This window comes from Chamaesiphon sp. VAR_69_metabat_338, assembly GCF_031423935.1.
GTDB lineage: Bacteria > Cyanobacteriota > Cyanobacteriia > Cyanobacteriales > Chamaesiphonaceae > Chamaesiphon.
In genome coordinates, this window is sequence record NZ_JANPGM010000090.1 from 1 (window position 1) to 2,810 (window position 2,810).

A 2,810-nucleotide genomic window follows, 5' to 3' on the forward strand; every position below is an offset into this window, starting at 1 on the left:
GGAGAGGCTAGGGGGATATTCGAGGAGATGAATGTAACATACTGACCTATTAGAAAATCTCTGAGCTTGAGAGCATCGAGGCAAACTAAAATTAGAGAATGGGTCTACTCGATTAATTGTTCTGGGCGTAACGATGGACGATCGATAATCCGTCGGTTGGGACGGTGGCAATACAAGCCCGAATTGGGTTTTCCTGACCTTCGATCGCGACTTTACACATGTAACAAACACCTTTGAGACAACCAGTAGGAATCGATACTCCAGCGCGTTGAGCGACTGTCAGTAATAGTTCTCCTGGTTGAGCGGTAGCAGTGACTCGATCGGGCAAAAATAATACGTTAACAGCCATGAATTTAGATTGTTATTAAAAAGATTTGAGAGTGAGTGTGGAAAGTCGAGTCTGCTGGGGTTGAAGTGTTGCTGAGGTCTTGCCGTACGGAATCGACGGAGATCGACTAAAGCGAGTTGAGTATTTCTGGTGTCAACATGCCCACTTCGAGGTGAGATCGTTCGATCGATTCGATGTGAGCGACGCTCCCGACTAGAAACTCTAAGGATGCTGGTGCTTCGCGCCAGTTACTAGCACAAGCTTTGAGCTGTTTGTCTGTGAGCGCGGAGAACCAACCGGCGAGGAAACCAGCTTCGAGACTGAAGGAACGATAAGTTGCATCAGCCGCAATCGGGGCATCGCCACCGATGCCAGAATTGGCGATCGAGACTACCAATAAGCCGCGCTCGGCTAATCTAAAATCGATTTCGGGTCTACCCAAGCCGTGAACCGCCCAGGCTTCCTGCACGTTCACAAAAAACTCAGCGGCGATCGTCTCCAGGATGGGCTGACGATAGTATTTGACCGTATCCTGCATAATGCGCTTGCAGAAAGTTTTGCCCCAGTTGTCGCCAAAGGTATACAAAGCCAGATAAGAAGCTTCGCCAGCTTCAGCGCGCAAGGTTTTGGGAATACTCCGCAGCAGTAGTTCCGGTACGGCAATTAACCGATCGCCATAGCGGGTCGAGAGCAATCCAGTCGCTGGATGCGACTTGACATAGCCTTTAGGGGTAAAGCAATTTGCTGGGATGGAGATGCTAGATTCGATCGAGAGTGATGTAGCCATACCAAATAAATTTTTAGTTAAGACAGGTAATCGGGAATAACAACTTACTTTTGTTTTGTTACTTTAATTTGACATGACCAACTCTTGACCGAGTTTAAAGTAAGGTTTGAACAAATTAGCCTGTGCTTCTGGTAACTCCAGACAAATTGACTCTAGTACGAACTTCACACCTTGATAGTGATGTAAGCCCATCGCTTGGAGGACATTTTTTTGCCAATACAAGAAGCGATCTTTGAGCATTTCTTCATCTTGTAACAGCATTCCTAATGCGTAGGCTCTTAAGGCCAAAGTCATGTCGCGACGACAGCGATTGAGTGTACCTGGACTCATAGCTCCGTCTGGAGCAGTTTTGCTCGATTGGATCAGGATCATGGCTCGATCGATAATTGCTTTCTCGTTATTTTCGACTGCCTGATATGCATCTTTTCGTTCCGACCAGGAGAACATCGCATGTTCCAAATTACGGAGATCTTGCTTACTAGCATAAGCCCCGTCTGCGCCATCAACTAATTTCTCTAATAATGTAATCATTGTTTCAAGTCCATCCAAATAAAATATAATCTGTCGAGCTATTCCATTAAAATATCTCAGTTAACTTTTGACATCAAACTCTAGTTCAGTGAAGCATCGCGGCTCCGTGCACTCATCCCCATCTCTAGCGGTTGTGCATCAAGAACAGTTGACGAAGCATCTTTCCATTTAACTTGTTTAAACACTTCACCCACAGTAATTAACTGTTCTTGCGGTTCCTCAATTACGCTACGTGGTTCTTGAGCTTGTCGCTGGCGACGATCTAGCTCTGCCGCTCGTAGTTCGTGCTGATAGTCTTCTGCCGATCTAAGATTTTTCTGTTTCGGTCTGAATAAGACTTTGAATAATCTCAAAACACCTCTGATAAATCGGATGAATGGACTTCTTTTTAGCCGACGATCGTTACTATTTTTCATGTTGCACCTACTTCAATTTTTAGTTCGGCATCGGCAGCGATTTCGCCCGCTTCAAACCGCTCAGCAATCTCATTGGCCGTACCACCCGAAGAAATCCAGAATTCAGCAGCTTGAATGCGATCGGCAGAGCCGACTAGAAATCTACAAAAATCATTGCCCATGGCATAACATTGGATCTCAGTACTACACAGTTCTTGCTTGAAGGCAACACTAAAAAATCCGGCTAAGATACCTGAATACAAGTGACAAACTGGTTACCCACATAACCAAGCGATTTGGCTACTGCCGAATCATATAAATCGACATAGAAAAAGCCACTTGCCCGATTATCTAAATTAGGAGACCATGTGCCCCAACCTTGAGCCGTATATGGCCACCACCAAGTTTCCATCGCGAATGCGAGATTGGATGTCTCTAATGTCAAGTTATAGAATTCTTTGAACCAAGATTGAAAAAGTACAGCATCCTGTTGGCCCCATTCAAATCCAATTTGATAACACAGCCAGCCTGCTGCTTCACCAACTTCATGTTCTAGCCCTTTTAAGAGCGAAACGATAAAATCTTCCCCAACCAATAAATTACGCTGCCGGTGATAGTCAGCGATCTTGCCCTGTTCCATGTCGAACTGGAAGAATTTGGCTCGACTATAGTGAACCGCATTACGGGCAGCGAGATTTGGATTAGCTGCATCCGGTGAAAATTGTCTTCGATCTTCAGATATCATAATGTAACTCTACGTAGCGATTAT

At 45.2% G+C, this 2,810-nt stretch carries 6 protein-coding genes; all 6 read right to left on the bottom strand.

Annotated features, from left to right (window positions below):
• Positions 1-112 precede the first annotated feature (112 nt).
• The 6 genes from RMO84_RS02655 to RMO84_RS02680 all read right to left on the bottom strand — a co-directional run bounded on the left by RMO84_RS02655 (position 113) and on the right by RMO84_RS02680 (position 2,786).
• A complete protein-coding gene (locus tag RMO84_RS02655) occupies positions 113-349 on the bottom strand; it encodes a 2Fe-2S iron-sulfur cluster binding domain-containing protein (RefSeq protein WP_310486906.1) in 237 nt (78 codons plus the stop codon).
• Between the two features lie 106 nt (positions 350-455).
• The gene (locus RMO84_RS02660; protein WP_310486907.1) at positions 456-1,115 is read right to left on the bottom strand and encodes a hypothetical protein; all 660 of its coding nucleotides are present in this window, start codon (positions 1,113-1,115) and stop codon (positions 456-458) included.
• A gap of 63 nt (positions 1,116-1,178) precedes the next feature.
• Positions 1,179-1,646 (bottom strand): phycobilisome protein, encoded by a 468-nt coding sequence (locus RMO84_RS02665; RefSeq protein ID WP_310486908.1) that lies wholly within the window; start codon positions 1,644-1,646, stop codon positions 1,179-1,181.
• An 80-nt stretch (positions 1,647-1,726) separates the two neighbouring features.
• Positions 1,727-2,062, bottom strand: coding sequence for a hypothetical protein (locus RMO84_RS02670; RefSeq protein ID WP_310486909.1), 336 nt, complete (start codon positions 2,060-2,062; stop codon positions 1,727-1,729).
• The gene (locus RMO84_RS02675; protein WP_310486910.1) at positions 2,059-2,304 is read right to left on the bottom strand and encodes a V4R domain-containing protein; all 246 of its coding nucleotides are present in this window, start codon (positions 2,302-2,304) and stop codon (positions 2,059-2,061) included. Before RMO84_RS02675 ends, RMO84_RS02670 begins: the two co-directional genes overlap by 4 nt.
• Positions 2,286-2,786 (bottom strand): hypothetical protein, encoded by a 501-nt coding sequence (locus RMO84_RS02680; RefSeq protein ID WP_310486911.1) that lies wholly within the window; start codon positions 2,784-2,786, stop codon positions 2,286-2,288. The genes RMO84_RS02675 and RMO84_RS02680 overlap by 19 nt, the downstream gene beginning before the upstream one ends.
• Between the last annotated feature and the right edge of the window lie 24 nt (positions 2,787-2,810).

Coding starts and splice junctions, on each gene's coding strand:
- RMO84_RS02655 (WP_310486906.1), bottom strand. CDS start 349: ATGGCTGTTAACGTATTATTTTTGCCCGATCGAGTCACTGCTACCGCT.
- RMO84_RS02660 (WP_310486907.1), bottom strand. CDS start 1,115: ATGGCTACATCACTCTCGATCGAATCTAGCATCTCCATCCCAGCAAAT.
- RMO84_RS02665 (WP_310486908.1), bottom strand. CDS start 1,646: ATGATTACATTATTAGAGAAATTAGTTGATGGCGCAGACGGGGCTTAT.
- RMO84_RS02670 (WP_310486909.1), bottom strand. CDS start 2,062: ATGAAAAATAGTAACGATCGTCGGCTAAAAAGAAGTCCATTCATCCGA.
- RMO84_RS02680 (WP_310486911.1), bottom strand. CDS start 2,786: ATGATATCTGAAGATCGAAGACAATTTTCACCGGATGCAGCTAATCCA.